Source organism: Shewanella sp. BJSY2023SW005 (assembly GCF_047314585.1).
GTDB lineage: Bacteria > Pseudomonadota > Gammaproteobacteria > Enterobacterales > Shewanellaceae > Shewanella > Shewanella algae.
Genome location: NZ_JBKORJ010000065.1, coordinates 94,088 through 110,734, shown reverse-complemented (window position 1 = coordinate 110,734; position 16,647 = coordinate 94,088). Strand labels below are relative to the sequence as shown.

17 protein-coding genes are annotated in these 16,647 nt (G+C 54.8%); all 17 read left to right on the top strand.

What is annotated here, in order from left to right; all coding sequences use genetic code 11:
* Positions 1-9 precede the first annotated feature (9 nt).
* The 17 genes from ACMHXI_RS21095 (at position 10) to ACMHXI_RS21015 (ending at position 16,647) form a co-directional block, all read left to right on the top strand.
* Positions 10-2,067: a biotin carboxylase N-terminal domain-containing protein gene (locus ACMHXI_RS21095; RefSeq protein WP_413736049.1), complete on the top strand. Its 2,058-nt coding sequence runs from the start codon at positions 10-12 to the stop codon at positions 2,065-2,067.
* A 2-nt stretch (positions 2,068-2,069) separates the two neighbouring features.
* On the top strand, positions 2,070-2,960 hold the full coding sequence (locus ACMHXI_RS21090; RefSeq protein WP_208125677.1) for a hydroxymethylglutaryl-CoA lyase: 891 nt from the start codon (positions 2,070-2,072) through the stop codon (positions 2,958-2,960).
* A gap of 64 nt (positions 2,961-3,024) precedes the next feature.
* A complete protein-coding gene (locus tag ACMHXI_RS21085) occupies positions 3,025-3,726 on the top strand; it encodes a CoA transferase subunit A (protein ID WP_208183252.1) in 702 nt (233 codons plus the stop codon).
* 15 nt (positions 3,727-3,741) lie between these two features.
* Entirely contained in the window at positions 3,742-4,398 is a 657-nt protein-coding gene (locus ACMHXI_RS21080; protein WP_025009400.1) for a CoA transferase subunit B, read from the top strand.
* A 765-nt stretch (positions 4,399-5,163) separates the two neighbouring features.
* Positions 5,164-6,339: a DUF5694 domain-containing protein gene (locus ACMHXI_RS21075; protein ID WP_221052702.1), complete on the top strand. Its 1,176-nt coding sequence runs from the start codon at positions 5,164-5,166 to the stop codon at positions 6,337-6,339.
* 57 nt (positions 6,340-6,396) lie between these two features.
* Positions 6,397-6,705 (top strand): hypothetical protein, encoded by a 309-nt coding sequence (locus tag ACMHXI_RS21070; RefSeq protein ID WP_345850455.1) that lies wholly within the window; start codon positions 6,397-6,399, stop codon positions 6,703-6,705.
* A gap of 18 nt (positions 6,706-6,723) precedes the next feature.
* Complete coding sequence (locus tag ACMHXI_RS21065; protein ID WP_221052701.1) at positions 6,724-7,113, top strand: NUDIX hydrolase; 390 nt, start codon at positions 6,724-6,726, stop codon at positions 7,111-7,113.
* A 100-nt stretch (positions 7,114-7,213) separates the two neighbouring features.
* Entirely contained in the window at positions 7,214-7,627 is a 414-nt protein-coding gene (locus tag ACMHXI_RS21060; RefSeq protein WP_044734032.1) for a DUF1801 domain-containing protein, read from the top strand.
* Positions 7,628-7,692: 65 nt separating this feature from the next.
* Entirely contained in the window at positions 7,693-8,130 is a 438-nt protein-coding gene (locus ACMHXI_RS21055) for a hypothetical protein (RefSeq protein WP_109248497.1), read from the top strand.
* 76 nt (positions 8,131-8,206) lie between these two features.
* Complete coding sequence (locus ACMHXI_RS21050; RefSeq protein WP_413736045.1) at positions 8,207-9,247, top strand: linear amide C-N hydrolase; 1,041 nt, start codon at positions 8,207-8,209, stop codon at positions 9,245-9,247.
* Between the two features lie 159 nt (positions 9,248-9,406).
* Positions 9,407-9,985: a hypothetical protein gene (locus ACMHXI_RS21045; protein WP_313906573.1), complete on the top strand. Its 579-nt coding sequence runs from the start codon at positions 9,407-9,409 to the stop codon at positions 9,983-9,985.
* A 266-nt stretch (positions 9,986-10,251) separates the two neighbouring features.
* Positions 10,252-11,364, top strand: a complete 1,113-nt coding sequence (locus ACMHXI_RS21040; RefSeq protein WP_335900761.1) for a glycerol dehydrogenase — start codon at positions 10,252-10,254, stop codon at positions 11,362-11,364.
* A gap of 337 nt (positions 11,365-11,701) precedes the next feature.
* A complete protein-coding gene (locus tag ACMHXI_RS21035) occupies positions 11,702-13,093 on the top strand; it encodes an NAD-dependent succinate-semialdehyde dehydrogenase (RefSeq protein WP_208223459.1) in 1,392 nt (463 codons plus the stop codon).
* A gap of 240 nt (positions 13,094-13,333) precedes the next feature.
* The gene (locus ACMHXI_RS21030) at positions 13,334-14,161 is read left to right on the top strand and encodes a hypothetical protein (protein WP_413736043.1); all 828 of its coding nucleotides are present in this window, start codon (positions 13,334-13,336) and stop codon (positions 14,159-14,161) included.
* A 257-nt stretch (positions 14,162-14,418) separates the two neighbouring features.
* Positions 14,419-14,718 carry a DUF3861 domain-containing protein gene (locus ACMHXI_RS21025; protein ID WP_025009408.1) on the top strand — a complete coding sequence of 100 codons (300 nt, stop codon included), beginning with the start codon at positions 14,419-14,421 and terminating at the stop codon, positions 14,716-14,718.
* A 137-nt stretch (positions 14,719-14,855) separates the two neighbouring features.
* The gene (locus ACMHXI_RS21020; protein WP_117200463.1) at positions 14,856-15,317 is read left to right on the top strand and encodes a methyltransferase family protein; all 462 of its coding nucleotides are present in this window, start codon (positions 14,856-14,858) and stop codon (positions 15,315-15,317) included.
* Between the two features lie 214 nt (positions 15,318-15,531).
* Positions 15,532-16,647 (top strand): FUSC family protein, encoded by a 1,116-nt coding sequence (locus ACMHXI_RS21015; RefSeq protein ID WP_413736040.1) that lies wholly within the window; start codon positions 15,532-15,534, stop codon positions 16,645-16,647.

Sequence of the window (16,647 nt, the reverse complement as noted above, 5' to 3'; positions counted from 1 at the left end):
GGATGTAAGATGTTCAACAAGATTCTGATTGCCAACCGCGGCGAAATTGCCTGTCGCATCATACGTACCGCCAGGTCATTGGGTGTGCGCACTGTCGCACTGTTCTCGGATGCCGATCGCCATGCCGCCCACGTGGCCATGGCCGATGAAGCCTTTTATCTGGGGGGGGCGGCGCCGGCCGACTCCTACCTCAAGGGCGATGCCATTATCGATATCGCCAAGGCCTGTGGCGCCGAGGCGATCCACCCGGGTTATGGTTTTCTGTCGGAAAACGCCGCTTTTGCCGCCGCCTGTGAACGGGCCAATATCGCCTTTATCGGCCCCAAGGCCGATTCCATAGAAGCCATGGGCAGCAAGAGCGCGGCCAAACTCATCATGGGCCGCGCCGGAGTGCCGCTGGTGCCCGGCTATCACGGTGATGACCAGAGCGATGAGCTGCTGTTCAGTGAAGCCGAAAAAATTGGTTTCCCGCTGCTGATCAAGGCCGCCTTCGGTGGCGGCGGCAAGGGAATGCGGATTGTCCGCAGCCTCACGGAAGTCAAGTCGGCCATCGACTCGGCCCGCCGTGAAGCCGCCTCCAGTTTTGGCAATGACAAGCTGTTGATGGAGCGTTACCTGGAGCAGCCGCGCCATGTGGAAGTGCAGGTATTTGCCGACACCCAGGGCAATGCCATCTATCTGTCAGACAGGGACTGCTCGATTCAGCGCCGCCACCAAAAAGTGGTGGAAGAAGCGCCGGCCCCCGGCCTCAGCGACGCCCTGCGTCGCCGCATGGGTGAAGCCGCCGTGGCGGCCGCCCGCGCCATCGACTATGTGGGCGCAGGCACGGTCGAGTTTCTGCTGGACACCCATGCCACAGAGGAAGACGGCAGCTTCTTCTTTATGGAGATGAATACCCGTTTGCAGGTAGAGCATCCTGTTACCGAGCTGGTGACAGAGACAGATCTGGTGCACTGGCAACTGCTGGTCGCCGCCGGAGAGCCTCTGCCCCTCACTCAGGAGCAAGTTGCCATTAATGGCCATGCCTTTGAAGTGCGAATTTATGCCGAAGATCCGGATAACGACTTCCTGCCCGCCAGCGGCAAGCTCAACTTCCTGCGCGAGCCCAAACCATCGCGCCATGTGCGTATCGACTCAGGGGTCCGTGAAGGCGATGAAATCTCCAACTTCTACGATCCCATGATAGCCAAGCTGATTGTTTGGGATGAGTCACGCCCAAGAGCGCTGCAGCGCCTGCAAAGGGCTCTGGATGAGTTCCAGCTCACCGGCCTGAAACACAATATCGGTTTCCTGGGTAAAATCGCCGCTCACCCGGCCTTTGCCGGCGCCGACTTCAGCACAGATTTTATTGAGCGTTATCAAGCACAGCTGCTGCCTCAAGCGAAAGACAGCGCCCTGCCCTTGCCACTGCTGGCCAAAGCCGCCCTGTATGAAATGCTGTGGCGCAAACGCGACTCCCGGGCCAAACAGGCAAACAGTCAGGACCCTTCCTCGCCCTGGGGCAGCGCCAGTGGCTTTAGACTCAACAGCGCCAAGCGCCACGATATTGCCCTGATGGACGATGAACACCATATTCATCACCTGCAGCTGACTGAGCTGGCCAAGGCCGATAGCTGGCAACTGACACTGGATGGCCAAACCCTGGTTATCGAAGGCGAGCTGAGCACAGATGAAGCCGGTGGTGACACGCTTCGCTGTGTGGTCGATGGGCATATCAGCAGCCAGCGAATCAGCCGCCAGGGCATGGACTTTACCCTACTTGGCCGCTCCGGCGAGCTTAGCGCCTGTCATTTTCGCGCCATTCAGAATGAGCTGGAAGAGGAGCAGGCCAACCACGCCGATCTGCTCAAGGCGCCGATGAATGGCACCATAGTCACCCATCTGGTGGCTGTGGGCGACAGCGTTAAGGCCGGCCAAGGGCTGATGGTGATGGAAGCGATGAAGATGGAATACACCATAGCCGCGCCTTTCGATGGCACTGTGAGTGAGTTTTTCTTCCAGCCCGGCGAACTAGTCAGCGATGGCGCCCAGTTGCTGGAGCTCAGCGAACAACTCAAGGAGGCTTAAAAATGCTGCCTCCCAAGGTAAGCCTGTTTGAAGTGGGCCCAAGAGACGGCCTGCAAAATGAAACCTCGGTCAGCACTCAGGCCAAGATAGCCCTGATTGAAGCCTTGGCCGATGCCGGGGTGAAGCGCATCGAAGCCGCCAGCTTTGTGTCACCCAAGTGGGTGCCGCAAATGGCAGACTCGGGCGAGGTGCTACGCGGCATTTCACGCCGCGCTGGCGTCTGCTACAGCGCCCTGACTCCCAATCTCAAGGGCCTGGAGTTGGCGCTGGATGCCGGCGCCGATGAAGTGGCGGTATTTGCCGCCGCCTCCGAAGGCTTCAGCCAGAAGAACATCAACTGCTCCATCGAAGAGTCCATCGCCCGCTTCGAGCCCCTGCTGAGCCGGGCCAAGGAGCAAGGCATTCGGGTTCGTGGCTATGTTTCCTGCGTACTGGGTTGCCCCTATGATGGTGAAATCGCCCCGGCAGAAGTGGCTCGGGTCGCCGACATTCTGCATCAATTGGGCTGCTATGAGATATCCCTCGGCGACACTATAGGCGTAGGTACACCGCTCAAGGCCCGCAAAATGTTGGAAACCGTGGCCGAGCGCGTGCCGGTAGAGCGCTTGGCGCTACACTTCCATGATACCTACGGTCAGGCGCTGGCCAACATTCTCGCCTGCCTGGAAACCGGCGTCAGTGTAATAGATACCTCGGTCGCCGGACTCGGTGGCTGCCCCTATGCCAAAGGCGCATCCGGTAATCTGGCCAGTGAAGATCTTGTCTACATGCTGCATGGTATGGGTATAGACACAGGCATAGATCTCAACAAACTGGCCCAGGCCGGACGGCAGATAAGCCAGCAGCTTGGACGGCAAACCGGTTCAAAAGTAGCCAGAGCCCTGGGAGCTTAAGGCCTCCAGGTGGCACAACAGATAAGCAGTATAACGACAGATAATAAACAGCAAGGACATCACTATGGCAGGACTCAATAAAGTCGTCGGCAGCTACGACGAAGCGCTCGCAGGTCTCACCAATGATATGACAGTCATGGTGGGCGGTTTTGGCCTTTGCGGCATTCCCGAAGGCCTTATCAATCAAATGGTCAAACTGAGCGTTAGCGGCCTGACCGCCATCTCCAATAACGCCGGGGTGGACGACTTCGGGCTGGGGCTGCTGCTGCAACATAAGCAGATAAGCACAATGATCGCCTCCTATGTGGGTGAAAACGCCACCTTTGAGCGGCAGATGCTCAGCGGCGAGCTCAATGTGATCCTTACCCCGCAAGGCACTCTGGCGGAGAAGATCCGCGCCGGCGGCGCCGGGATCCCCGCCTTCTTTACCGCCACCGGCTACGGCACCCCGGTGGCCGATGGCAAAGAGACCCGCGAAATCAATGGCCGCCACTATGTGCTGGAAGAGGCACTGACCGCCGACTTCGCGCTGATCCGCGCCTGGAAGGCCGATACCATGGGTAACCTGGTATTTCGCAAGACAGCCGCCAACTTCAACCCCATGATGGCCACCGCCGGCAAGATAACAGTGGTGGAAGTGGAAGAGATAGTCGAGCCGGGTGAGCTGGACCCGGATCATATCCACACCCCGGGCATCTATGTGGATCGCGTCATCAAGGGTGTGTTCGAGAAGCGTATCGAACAGCGCACAGTCAAACAGGCATAAGGGCAGGAGAGCAAAATGGCACTTTCAAGAGAACAACTGGCCCAACGCGTCGCCAAGGAACTCAAAGACGGTTACTACGTCAACCTGGGGATAGGTATCCCGACTCTGGTGGCCAACTATATCCCCGAGGGCATGCAGGTGATGCTGCAATCGGAAAACGGCCTCTTGGGCATGGGTGAATTCCCCACCGAAGACACTATAGATCCGGATCTGATCAACGCCGGCAAGCAAACCGTTACCGCCGTCAAGGGCGCGTCTTTCTTCTCCAGCGCCGAGAGCTTCGCCATGATCCGTGGCGGGCATGTGGATCTCACGGTACTGGGCGCGTTCGAGGTGGATGTCGAAGGCTCTATCGCCTCATGGATGATCCCCGGCAAGCTGGTTAAAGGCATGGGCGGCGCCATGGACTTGGTGGCCGGCGCCGACAATATCATAGTCACCATGATGCACGCCGACAAACACGGCAACTCCAAACTGCTGAGCAAATGTGAGTTACCGCTCACAGGTTACGGCTGCATCAAGCGGGTACTGACAGACCTGGCCTTTATCGAAATCAAGGACGGCGCCTTCCACCTGCTGGAGCGAGCGCCTGGTGTGAGTGTCGAGGAGATAGTTGCCAAAACCGCCGGCAAGCTTATCGTCCCCGAACATGTGCCAGAGATGGCACTGTAAATCAGACCCTTTGCCCTCACAGAGAAGTGATATCCCAAACACCCGCCGTTGCGGGTGTTTTTGTATTCAGTTAACAGGGACAATCCCCCCACCAACACTTGCAGGGCTTACAGCGGTGGATTTTCTCATTACCTGCCGCAAATTTTCGCACAGGCACATCTGTGACGCGGCGCGAGTTGCATAGCAAAGTGCATAGCAAGGTGCTTTCGAGCACAAACCAAGGAGGGTGAGCTGGCTCATTATCCCTCGAGGCTATGTCTCGGCCATACACTTCCCCGGGTATGAGCCAGCTCGGCGTCCATGCATCTCGTTCGTAGCCAACGCGATGCGTTACTCTCCATGCCTCGGAGGGGCAAAGTTCCACCTGCGCTTAGAAAATAAATGCACTAACTGAGTCTTATAGGTTCACTGTTCTGTCCCACCAGCATCCACAGTTTTTATATCCTCTTGTATCCCCTCTTGTATACACAGTGGCTATCCATTAACCTGAAACGGCATTGGCAATGGATGGCTTGACGCGAATCTGACGCCAGTCAAGAGCGGCTAACGCTTTTATACTTTAGAGCTTGGATGCTACGACTAAGGCTCGATTCTCTGCCTGTGACATCAGGCAGCTGCATGCGACAGGGAAAGTCGGGCTCTCTCCCCTCTTAGTGAAACCCCAAAATACTGCCCAGCCGATGTTGCAAAGCCCCTTAGTCCGATGCCGGTCGTATCCAACACGGATATAGGGTAAAAAAAACAATCATAATTTGGAGACTCAATTTGGCCACCAAAGTACTGCTTCTTCTTGCCTGCCTGGCGGCATCGAGTATTGCCCAAGTTCATGCAACCGCCACAGAAGCTGCCGCTTTAGGCACAGAGAGTACAAAGAGTGCACTGCAACAACTCAGTGCCAAGAGTAAGCTGCAAACCCAGGTGATGGTGCTTGGCAGCCTGCACCTGAGCAATATCAAACAGCAATTGGACAGCCGCTCTCTGTCCTCGATCCTCGAGCCACTCTCCCGTTACCAGCCTACGGCCATAGCGGTAGAGTCACTGCGGCCACAGGATATCGCCACCATGATCAACGGCTCAGGCGAGTATCAGACTGTGTTGGATCATTTTGTGGGACAAAGATTTCTGGCGCTGGCGATAAAGGAGCAGCAGGAGTTGCGGCTCTCGGCGCAAAAGGCGCTTGAGAGTCTGGAGCCCTTATTGGACGAGACAAGCCTTGAACCTGTGCAGCGAGCAAGGCTCATCAAGTTGGCCGTTGCCGCCTATCACAAAGAGGTAGCCCTGCTGCACTGGCATTATTTGGACAAAACCGCGGCAAGCCCAACGATTTCCACCGAGTTGCAGCACTATCTGGAGCAACTTGCCGCGAGCAATAACGAGAAAAACACCCTTGGCAATAACCTGGCCATGGCACTGAAGCTCAAGCGCATTTATCCGATAGATGATCATCTGGATAAAGATCTCTACCGCCCCATCGAAGCGCGGCTGCTTGAGTCTTACAATCAGTCGCCTCATGCCGCCGCTTTGGCCAAAAGCGACTATATCAACAAGCCGCAAAGGCTAAAGACAGAGGCGCTTGAGACAGGCAACTGGTTACCGCTCTTTTCCTGGCTAAACAGCCAGGAGTACCAGAGGGCCGTCATTGACCAGGAGTGGAGCCTGTTTATCGATAAAGATTTAACCCAGGATGCGGCGCTCTCCCGGGTTGCCCTTTGGGAGATACGCAATCTCAACATGAGCTCCCACATTATGCGCGTGGTGGCAGCTAACCCTGGAGGCCGGGTGCTGGTGATAGTCGGTGCCAGTCACAAGGTGTTTCTGGAGCAGTATTTGGCCAATATGTTAGGGGTTAAACTGATCCAACCGCAGCAGTATTTTGCCGCCCCAAAGACATCAAAGGGGCAATCACCACAGCACTTGCTCTCATATAAAGAGCAAAGATAGAGAGCATGAACTGCCCATAAAACCGATCCATAGCACACGGTCAATAAAGCATCGCCCATGAAACATAGCTCACGAAATAGAAACAGAGGCAAAGGGTCATCAACTGCGCGCAGCAAGAGCCACTCCGGTTGGCTTGTTGGCCTACTCATGGGGCAACTGGCCGCTCTGGTGTTTGCCGTGCCGACCGCGGCGCTGCTTTGGTTGGCAACCAATAAACATCTGGCCCTGTGGAGCAACGGCCAAGCCTTTATCGGCAGCCAGGGTTGGTGGCTGACACTGGCAGTATTTGCCCTGACGGCGCTGTTACTGCCGCGACTCTTCCCGAGTCTGCTGGGGAAAGTCTGGCAGTTATTGATTTGGTTTTAGTTGTAAACAAGGAACCCCATGAAACAATTGCAAAGTGTAGCCTGGCTACATGAAAAAGACGGTAAAGTCTTGTGTGTCAAATCCAAGGGCAAAGATAAGTACTTTATTCCCGGCGGCAAACCTGAACCGGGTGAAACCCTTGAACAAGCCCTGACTCGGGAGTTGAAGGAAGAGCTCAGCATAGATCTGCAGCAAGACACCATTTGCCACAGGTTCAGCATCACGGATAAGGCCTTCGGCTTCGAGAACACTGAGCTGACCAGGCATTGTTTCAGCGCGGGCTTTAGTGGCGACATCATTACCGCCGCCGAGATAGAAAGCCTGGACTGGATAGACATGGCAGGTATCATCAAGTGCGCACCGGCGGCGCAGCAGGCGATTGCAAGACTGCTGGGCAGTGACCATTGAGTTGACGTTCGCTGGAGCAGCTTTGTCCATCTTGGTCTATCCTGCTGCCAGATAACACAGAGTCAGGCTCGCACTCGCAAGCGAGCCAGGGAGAACACAAATGGACAAAAAATTGCAGCAAACCGACGGTAGTGTTTCTATCGACCACAAGATTGCCGCCCTGGGCGGCTGGCGCGCCGAGATGCTTGGCCATATCCGCGAACTTATCAAGGCAGCTATTCCCGAGGTAGTTGAAGAGTGCAAATGGGTAAAGCCAACGAACCCGTCCGGCGTACCTGTATGGTCAAGCCAAGGCATACTCTGTACCGGCGAGTCATACAAAGCCAAATTGAAACTGACATTTGCCAATGGCGCTTCGCTGCCGGATCCCCACAAGCTGTTTAATGCAGGTCTTGAGGGCAAACAGCGTAGAGCCATAGATATTACCGAGGGCCAATCCTTGGATGAAACGGCTTTCAAGGCACTGATACGTGCCGCTGCCGACTTCAACCACAACAAGGCTCTGAAACAGTAAAAAAGACTGCCAGAGCGGCAGCAAAGATGCACCAAGCTATAGATATACAAATCTAAGGAAGGTCAATGAATAACCCGTTTATTCGCCGTTTGGCACTATTGTTTTTCCCCTTGTTTTCCCTCTGCCTGGCGCCTGCGGCATTTGCCGAAGTAGATGAGCTTTTTAAGCAGTATCTGCAGGGCCATTATCAGCTGGTTGGCAAAGCCATTGACTCAGATGCCAGCTACACGGGCAAGATGAGCATTTATGAGCAGGGCGGCGAACTTAAGGTGCGCCGGGAGATAGAAGGCTTAAGCATTCAAGGAACAGCAGCCATAGAGCCGGTGCTGAACGGCGATGCCAAGGTGCTTAGGATCCGTTTTCAGCAACGAGAGCGGGATATTGAAGCCAGCTGCCTGTGGCGCGGCGATCTGGATAACTATGCCCGCATCAGCTGCTACCTGTATCATCCGGGGCAAGACACAGAAAACCCAGGTTTGGAGGCGCTGTTTCACTTGAGATAACCGCCAGAATTAACAACCCGGTTTGCCAGTACGCGTTCAACTTAACTCTCTTTAGCAATCAAACAGGGAAGTCACTATGAATCGGAAACTCATCACCTTAATCAGCAGCGCCTTCATGCTGGTTATCGGCACTACGGCGCAGGCCTGCACCCGCGCCGTCTATCACGGCGAAGAGCAGTTGGTGATCACCACCCGCTCCATGGACTGGCGCGACGAAATCCCGGCGAGCCTGTGGCTGTTTCCCCGCGGCATGCAGCGCCATGGGGCGGTCGGCGACAACTCAGTCACCTGGACCTCACGCTACGGCAGCCTGGTCACCAGCGCCTTTGATATCTCCAGCACCGACGGCATGAACGAGAAGGGCCTGGTGGCCAATCTGTTATGGCTGGCAGAGGCGAGTTATCCCGAGTACCAGGGTAAACGAAAAGGCTTGTCGGTCGCCGCCTGGGTGCAATATGTGCTGGATAACTTTGCCACAGTCGCCGAAGCCGTCGATGCACTGAGAGCCGAACCTTTTGTAGTAGTTTCCGCCAATATTCCCGGTACCCAACGCTTTGCCACCCTGCATCTGTCGATTTCCGATGCCGCAGGTGACAGTGCCATATTCGAGTACATAGACGGCAAGCTGGTGATCCATCACGACCAAAAGTACCGGGTCATGACCAACTCCCCCATCTTCGAGCAGCAACTGGCACTGAACCAGTATTGGCAACAGATTGGCGGCTTTACCATGTTGCCGGGAACCAACCGCGCCGCCGACCGGTTTGTCAGGGCCTCTTTCTATATGGATGCCATTCCCAAGACAGCCAATACCCGGGTGGCGGTTGCCGGCGCCTTCAGCGTCATTCGTAACGCCTCTGTGCCTTTCGGTATAGCTTCCGAGACTGAACCGAATATCTCTTCGACCCGTTGGCGCTCGGTCTCGGATCATAAAAATCGGGTGTATTACTTTGAAACCGCCTTAACCCCCAACACCTTCTGGGTCGATATGAAGGGCATCGACTTCAATAAACAGCAAGATGTGAAAAAGCTGACCATCAACAACAACAGCATTTACTCAGGTAACGCGCTGCCGGACTTTGTCACGGCCAAGCCCTTTACGTTCGCCGGGCTTTAATCTTTAAGGCAGGGAGCCAAGGCTCCCTGTCTATCTTTTTGACCTCACTGCCGAGCCTGCGTTCGCGCAAACCGTATCAAGGACTCGAAGCTGTTCAGCCCGGCTTAAGGCTGATGGCGGATACTGTGAACTCTGAGAATCTTTTCAGGAGTCCTGTGGATGAAGCTAGCCAACACCTTAGGCAAGTATTTCCCTAACCCCAAAACCGCTCTCTGGATGCTTTCGGCCCTGGCCCTTGGCACACTCTCCGGCTGCGGCTGGTTTGCCGCAGATGAAAAGGCGCAACTGGAGCAGCAGTGGCTCGCCAAAGATCAAGAGTTGCAACAAGCCATTGAGCAGATCCGCTCTCAAGGTCTGGATGCCATCAATCGCAGCGCCGAGGTCAGCTCGGTAACCGCCTGCGTCGCTGAAAAGCTCAGCCGCGATCCGCTTGGTGAGCTGATCCAGGTCGATGGCGTATTGGCCGAGCCCGCCAGGGTCAGCGAGCTGCTCGGCCAAATTCAGCAATTACTGGAGCAGGGCTTCAGTTTTGAAAACGCAGCCGCACTGCTGAATAAGGGAGCGGATCTCGCCGCCTATGTCAGCACACTTATCGAATCCCAGGGAATAGACAAGGCTTTGGCAGATGTCGAACAGCTACTGAAAAACGGCACTGATATCAAGGATCAGCAGCTCGGTGGCCACTTGCAAACCCTGCTGAACCAATGCCGTCAATCCCCTCCTAAAGGAAATGGATAGCGGCCGAACGTCATTCCTGCAAAAGACGGTGGCTGCAACCAACTTGCCGCCGCTCTCCCCTTGCCCGCCAAGGACTTGACCACTGGCGCCACAGACTCACCAGATAAAAGAAAAATCCCAGTTATTCAATTAGCCATTCAAACCAAAAGCCAGTTTTTATTGCCACCAACACAACAAAAACCAGACAGTTGCGCCATAGCTTTAAATCTTGGCTGTGATAGAGTCTCTTTGAACAAGGATCCGAGTCTGAATGTAATGGAGGCCATATGAGCACAGCAGTTCCACGTACCGTCACATCTCCCAAAAAGTTCATTATTGGCAAAGGCTTATTGTCGCAAATGCACGAATATGTGCATGACTTCGGCGACAATGCTTTTATTATTGCCGATGAGTTTATTCTCGGCAGGCTTGAGGATGAAGCCCTGGCGGGTCTTGAGCAAAATGACATCAGTAACCAACTGGAAAAATTCAACTACGAGTGCAGTGAAGCCGAGATCCAGCGGCTTGCCGCCCTGGCTGAGCAGGCTCATGCCAACGTAATAGTGGGTGTCGGCGGCGGTAAGACACTGGATGCCGCCAAGGCCGTTGCCTTTCACCTTAAGCACCCCGTCGTTCTCTACCCCACCATAGCGTCAACCGATGCGCCCTGTACGGCTCTGTCAGTGATTTATACCGAAGCGGGTGAGTTTGAACGCTATCTATTCCTGCCACAGAATCCGGATGCCGTGATTGCCGACACCAGCATCATCGCCGCAGCACCGGCGCGTTTCTTTGCCGCGGGTATAGGCGATGCCCTGGCCACCTACTTTGAAGCCAGGGCCTGTTATCAGGCCGATGGCGTTAACCTGGTGTTGAAAAAGCCCTCGCGTACCGGCCTTGGACTGGCGCAGCTGTGCTATCAATTGCTGAGTGAAAACGTTGCCGCCGCAATGGATGCGGTAAACAACAAGATAGTCACCCCGGCGCTTGAGCAAACCATAGAGGCAACCATCTATTTAAGCGGTGTCGGCGCCGAAGCCGGTGGCCTTGCGGCAGCGCATGCGGTCAACAATGGTATGTCAGCGGTTGCCGAGCTGCATGGCGCCCAACATGGCGAGAAGGTGGTCTTTGGCCTCTTGACCCAACTGGTGCTGGAAAACGCTCCACAGAGTGAAATAGACAATGTTGTCCGCATCATTAAAACCGCGGGATTGCCGCTGACTCTGGCAGATATGGGGCTGAAGCACTTTTGCGAAGAAGAGTGGCGCAAGGTCGCCGAAATCGCCTGCGCCGAAGGCGATACCATGGGCAATATGCCTATGGCTATCAGCGCCGATGATGTCTATCAGGCGATGATAGCCGCCAACGCCATGGCCGAGCGCTATCGCCGCCAGGACTGACAACAGCCAGAGCTGCAAACCCTCCGCGAGTTGGTTTGCAGCCTTCTTTAAATAACAGCAAGGCCCAAGGTTACATTTTTGTTAGTCAAAGATGTTTTTAAGTTTTTTAAAAACAAAGACCTAACAAAAAAGGATTAAAAATCACCGGCCGGCGGAACCCCGGGGATTTGCGTGACACTCATCACACAACTATCGCCATTTAAGGAGTAGAAAGGTTTGAGCTTTATTTCCAGCCACTCGCCTCTGAGGGCCGGAATCCACGATAAATCCAAACATTTTCACCCGATGCCAGGAGTTGGCATCAATACCCTATTACTTGCAACGCTGGGAGGAACACATGGCATATGCAACGATCAATCCCTTCTCGGGAGAGCTCATCAAAGAATTCCCCAACGCCACTGACGTCCAAGTCACCGAGGCGATTGAATCGGCCCACCAGGCCTTCTTGAGCTGGCGCAATACGCCCTTCGCCACCAAGGCTGAAATACTCAATCGGGCTGCAGCCCTGCTCAGAGACAGCAAGCGCCGCTATGCAGAGCTGCTGACTCTGGAGATGGGTAAAGTCATTGGAGAGGCGGAGGCCGAAGTAGAATTGTCGGCACAAATCCTCGAATACTATGCAGAGCATGCCGAGAGACTGCTGGCACCGCAGAAACTGCCGGTGGCCGATCCCGCCGAAGGGGAAGCCCTTTTAGTCAATGAACCTCTGGGGGTATTGTTGGCCATTGAGCCATGGAACTTCCCCTACTACCAGATTGCCAGGATCCTGGCACCACAGCTTTCAGCCGGTAATACCCTGCTGCTGAAACACGCCTCCAATGTGCCTCAGTGCGCCGCCGCCTTTGAGAGCCTGATGCGTGATGCCGGGCTGCCGCAGGGCGCCTTCCAAAACCTGTATGCCACCCGGGATCAAATCGAACAGATCATTAACTCACCCAAGGTGCATGGCGTGGCCCTGACCGGCTCTGAAGGTGCCGGCGCCGTTATCGCATCCCAGGCCGGCAAGGCGCTGAAAAAATCCACCCTGGAGCTGGGCGGCTCTGATGCCTTTATCGTGCTGGAAGATGCCGAACTCGAGAAAACCATAGATTGGGCGGTGTTCGGCCGTCACTGGAATGCGGGTCAGGTTTGTGTTTCATCCAAGCGAATGATCCTGGTGGAAGCCATCTATGACAAGTTTATGGAAGGCTATACCCAAGGTGTGGCCAAGCTTAAAGCCGGCGACCCCATGGATCCGAATACTACCCTGGCCCCACTGTCATCCCAGGGCGCAGCAGATGAAGTGAAGCAGAAAATTCGTGAAGCGGTTGAGCATGGTGCCACGGCTACCGAAGTCGGCCCCAAAGTGCCGGAGCAAGGCGCCTTTGTGCAGCCGACCATACTCACCAATGTCAACCCGGACAACCCGGCTTACTACTGGGAGTTCTTTGGCCCTGTCTCCATGATCCTCAAGGCCAAAGATGAACAGGAAGCGATTGCCATTGCCAACGACTCTCCCTTCGGCCTCGGTGGTTCGGTATTCACCGCCGACAAACAACGCGGTCTGGCGGTAGCCAAACAAGTCTCTACCGGGATGATGTTTGTCAACCACCCCACCATGGTCAAGGCCGATCTGCCCTTTGGCGGTATCCGCCGCTCCGGCTATGGCCGCGAATTGATCGACTTAGGCCTGAAAGAGTTCGTCAACCACAAGCTGATCAATGTGGTGGATATCGACGCCCCCTTCTGATCTCACTTGACTCACGCAGCTATCAATGACAGACCCGGCCATTTGGCCGGGTCTTTTTGTGTAAGTCCATGAACTGACACAGATACTGACAAGCAAGGCTTACAGGCTGGACCAGATTGCTTAAATGGACAGCATCGACTATAGATTTGTGACCCGGCATATCCCCGGCAACCGACAGCACCACAAGGACAAGGAAGCCCAAGGTTATCGCCACTTCAGCCATGTCATGGAGGACACCCTATGAACTCACAAATAAGCCAAGGTTTTGAAATCGCTACCTGGTACGATACCTGGAATCCTGTTGGCCTGAATAATCTGGTCAACAACCTGGTCCCACTGCACCTTGCCAGTCGCTACAGCCTGGCATTCGGCCAGTTGTCGGCAATTCACTCTGGTGGTTACTGTATTGAAATGAGTGGCAAATATGCCGATGCCATCAAAGATCAGCTGCTCTCTCAAGCGCCGGGTATCGAGCTTTATGCCGGAATTGGCAGTGAAGGCATACAGGCAAGCGTTGCCAGTAACAAGAGTGACAACAATCTCTCGACCCGCAATATTGTCTCCTGGCTCAAGGACAATCACTACACAGGGATAAACATAGACGCCGAAGAAAGAGAGGCGATGAAGCAAGTGGCCGAATTCGTCACTCAGTTGGGGCCTGAGTTTCGTGCCGCCGGTCTCGGAATTGCCGTTTCAGTCCCCTGGCCCGGGGAAGGGCCGAGTTACCTCTACGGAGAGGGAGCGATCCAGGCCTTTAACGATAATGTCGATGCGGTGGAAATGCAGGACTACTCCTCCATCAATACCGCCCGCGATGCTGCGGTTTGGCTCGATGCCGGTTTAAAAGCCGAGATATTGATGGGTGGAGTCTGCAGTGAAAACTCCCGGGTACAAACTCCGCTCGAACAAGTTGAGCAGTGGACTGAGTTCGCCATTCACAATGGCTTGCGGGGCATGTTCAGTTGGCGTCTGGATAACGATCACGGCTCAGACGGCACCCGGGAAGACGTAGGCCCCAACTTTGCCTGCACCAAGCGCCTCTACGATACCCTGATGAAAAACAGATAGGCAGCACCTATCCCGGCAGGCTCACCAAGCCAATGCTTGCCAGCATTGTTGCCTGAACGGTTTCAGAGCCGCTGCCGGGAAATCTATGTCACGCGGCCCGGCCGCTGCTGGCACTCTGGCATGTAAATTTAGGCAAATCCCTTATCCTTGAGAGCTCCCTGACAGTTAAAGTGTTTATTCGCAGCGCTTTTGCAATGCTGTCCCGGTTCATATCCACGCCGCTGCCGCGCGGCGGCTTCTAGTCAATGGAGTCCTCAATGAAACAACACAAATACAGTATCAGTGTCGAGCATCTCGAAGATCAAAACGGTATGCCATCAAGCTATCAACAGGCGCTCAAATTCGAAGTCGGCAATCACGACGATATCTTTGCCATAGTGGACAAAATCAAACAGCGACAGGACTTCGATGAAGATCAGGCTGCCGCCTTTGCCGTTGGCCTTAAACTCTTCAGTGAAGTGATGCTGGAGCAACGTAAAAATCCACTCTTCGATGAGTTTCGGCCTCACTTTATGCAGTTTATGAAACAGCTCAAGCAAGGAAACCGCAGCGCCTAAATAGCTTCATAGCAAGGAATGCAGTGTTATCACCCTGGCAAGAGCCCCAGGCGTTAACAACTTGTATTTAGTGCTTGTATTCACAGCTTGGGCCGTGTCATCTTAAGCGGCACCTGATACTCACAGCTGCATCATTCATGTCTGGACTGGAAAAGAAACTGCCGCCCCTGGCTCTCTTGTTGCTGTTTGCTCTTTTGCTGCAACTGACGTCCTATTGGCTGCCCTCTTCCGGCCTGCATTCCACCCTCAGCCTGAGCCTTGCTTTTTCTCTGTTGGCGGCCGGGCTGATTATCCCATTGGCGGGAGTGCTCAGTTTCAAACGCCATGGGACGACACCGGATCCCAGGGTGCCGGAGCAAAGTTCAACGCTGGTAACCTCGGGGATTTATCGCTGCTCACGCAATCCCATGTATCTGGGATTTGTGTTCTTGCTGCTGGCGCAGACATTTTTCCTCAACTCACTCTGGCTGCTGATCTTGGTCGCCCTGTTTATTGCCTATTTACAGCGCTTTCAGATCCTTCCCGAAGAGCGGGCGATGCAGCAGCTCTTTGGTGAACCCTACCGCACCTATTGCCAGAGAGTCAGACGCTGGATTTAACCCGGGCCTCCTCTTGTAAACCTGCCCCAGGCAAAAAACCACATTCGAATGATGCCACCAGGGGACAAGCTGTGATCCAGCGCATAAAGGCTTTGCCGTCAAGCAATTGTGGCTCCCAGTTTGCACCTTTCGCGGCCACCGCCGACTCCATCGCGATTCATCTCTGTCATAATTGCCCTTGACGGTCAACCCATACGCTTTTTGAGACACTGCCATGCCCCTGTTTGCCAGAGCCTCCGCCTTCGCCGATTTCATCTATCGCCATTCCCGCGCCGTACACACGGTAAAACTGGCCTTGGCGCTGTTTATTGCCGCCGCCATCAACGCCATCTGGTCTTTGCCTCACTTTGTCTGGAGCATGGTCACCATAGTGATCATCATGATGGGCCTGCCACAAGTGGGCGGCGCTATCGAAAAATCGCTGCAGCGGGCCATAGGCACCTGCTTGGGCTCGGCCTATGGGGTCTTGTTGGTGATCACCATGGGCGGCTATTGGGACTTGATGGGCTTACTGATCCTCGGGGTCAGCATAGTCTGTTATATCAATGCCGGCCGCTACAGCTATGCCTACCTGGTGGCTGGGTTCACCATGATCATAGTGATAGGTGACGCCAACCACGACACCTCGGAAGCCTTATGGCGCACCGCCAATATTCTCATCGGCTGCGTGATTGCCGTGCTGGTATCCCTGTTTGTGCTGCCAATCAAGGCCAAACAGGACTGGCGGGTCCAGCTGGCAAGCTCACTGAAAATCATGACCCAAGTGCTGGAGCAGCATCTCAATGCCGGCCAGGAAGAGCCGGAAAATGCCCGTAAGTCTCTGGAAACAGCGATGAAGGCGGTGCTGGCGCAGAAAAAACTGCTGTTTTCGCTGGAATGGGAAAGCCAAACCTTGAAGAAAGAGGCTGCTACTCTGACCGAGCTGGCCAACAAACAGATAAGGGTGATCACGCTTTTGGAGCTACTGCTGCTCACCCGCTGGAAGGCCGAAGAAGATGAGGCCTATGCCAGAGTCAAACTGGTGGCCAGCGGGCTGCAGCGAGAGTTTGCCTATCTGGCGGACTATGTGGCCGGCAACACACCCGACTGCCCCAAACTCCCCCTGGGACTCGGCTATCAATTGCAGCAACAGCTACTTAAGCAACTGCCATCTGAGCCGAGCGACGACTCGCCGGAATCGGCCCATCAAGGTTTCGCACTCAGCGGTTACAGTTGGCTTATCTATCAACTGGCCCAGGCGCTGTTGGCCATTCATGGCGAGCTGGCCAGCCTGGATCTGGCTTATAAGCGCAAAGCATCTTCCCAGCGCCAGTTGAATATTCCCGAGTAA

Excerpts from the sequence above, each read along its gene's own strand:
- ACMHXI_RS21095 (WP_413736049.1), top strand. The coding sequence starts at position 10 with ATGTTCAACAAGATTCTGATTGCCAACCGCGGCGAAATTGCCTGTCGC.
- ACMHXI_RS21090 (WP_208125677.1), top strand. The coding sequence starts at position 2,070 with ATGCTGCCTCCCAAGGTAAGCCTGTTTGAAGTGGGCCCAAGAGACGGC.
- ACMHXI_RS21085 (WP_208183252.1), top strand. The coding sequence starts at position 3,025 with ATGGCAGGACTCAATAAAGTCGTCGGCAGCTACGACGAAGCGCTCGCA.
- ACMHXI_RS21080 (WP_025009400.1), top strand. The coding sequence starts at position 3,742 with ATGGCACTTTCAAGAGAACAACTGGCCCAACGCGTCGCCAAGGAACTC.
- ACMHXI_RS21070 (WP_345850455.1), top strand. The coding sequence starts at position 6,397 with ATGAAACATAGCTCACGAAATAGAAACAGAGGCAAAGGGTCATCAACT.
- ACMHXI_RS21065 (WP_221052701.1), top strand. The coding sequence starts at position 6,724 with ATGAAACAATTGCAAAGTGTAGCCTGGCTACATGAAAAAGACGGTAAA.
- ACMHXI_RS21060 (WP_044734032.1), top strand. The coding sequence starts at position 7,214 with ATGGACAAAAAATTGCAGCAAACCGACGGTAGTGTTTCTATCGACCAC.
- ACMHXI_RS21055 (WP_109248497.1), top strand. The coding sequence starts at position 7,693 with ATGAATAACCCGTTTATTCGCCGTTTGGCACTATTGTTTTTCCCCTTG.
- ACMHXI_RS21050 (WP_413736045.1), top strand. The coding sequence starts at position 8,207 with ATGAATCGGAAACTCATCACCTTAATCAGCAGCGCCTTCATGCTGGTT.
- ACMHXI_RS21045 (WP_313906573.1), top strand. The coding sequence starts at position 9,407 with ATGAAGCTAGCCAACACCTTAGGCAAGTATTTCCCTAACCCCAAAACC.
- ACMHXI_RS21040 (WP_335900761.1), top strand. The coding sequence starts at position 10,252 with ATGAGCACAGCAGTTCCACGTACCGTCACATCTCCCAAAAAGTTCATT.
- ACMHXI_RS21035 (WP_208223459.1), top strand. The coding sequence starts at position 11,702 with ATGGCATATGCAACGATCAATCCCTTCTCGGGAGAGCTCATCAAAGAA.
- ACMHXI_RS21030 (WP_413736043.1), top strand. The coding sequence starts at position 13,334 with ATGAACTCACAAATAAGCCAAGGTTTTGAAATCGCTACCTGGTACGAT.
- ACMHXI_RS21025 (WP_025009408.1), top strand. The coding sequence starts at position 14,419 with ATGAAACAACACAAATACAGTATCAGTGTCGAGCATCTCGAAGATCAA.
- ACMHXI_RS21020 (WP_117200463.1), top strand. The coding sequence starts at position 14,856 with ATGTCTGGACTGGAAAAGAAACTGCCGCCCCTGGCTCTCTTGTTGCTG.
- ACMHXI_RS21015 (WP_413736040.1), top strand. The coding sequence starts at position 15,532 with ATGCCCCTGTTTGCCAGAGCCTCCGCCTTCGCCGATTTCATCTATCGC.